This is a genomic window from Pseudomonas sp. SIMBA_068 (genome assembly GCF_046534705.1).
Lineage (GTDB): Bacteria > Pseudomonadota > Gammaproteobacteria > Pseudomonadales > Pseudomonadaceae > Aquipseudomonas > Aquipseudomonas putida.
Map to the genome: position 1 here is coordinate 1 of NZ_JAWRYI010001524.1, position 239 is coordinate 239.

The 239-nt window shown below is 68.2% G+C and carries 1 pseudogene; it reads left to right on the forward strand.

Annotation, left to right across the window (positions count from 1 at the left end):
- A pseudogene (locus SB756_RS34770) lies at positions 1 to 239 on the forward strand (MFS transporter); the annotation flags it as partial.

Consider the following 239-nt stretch of genomic DNA (forward strand, 5'->3'; position numbering starts at 1 on the left):
TGGTGTGGCGCATTCGGCCGAAAGCGGTCACCGGGCTGCACCAGGTGCAGGACGCGCCGCTGGGCCACGTGGCAATGCCGGCGGCCGGTTCGCCGTTGTCGGCAGCGCTCGACCCACGGGTCGATGAGCAGACGGTGCAGGATGTGATGCAGGCGCCGGTGGCGGCGGAGGATACGGAAGCGGACCAAGGCTCGGTAGAGCGCGAAGCCAAGGCGCAACCTGAAGTCGACAAGTCTGTG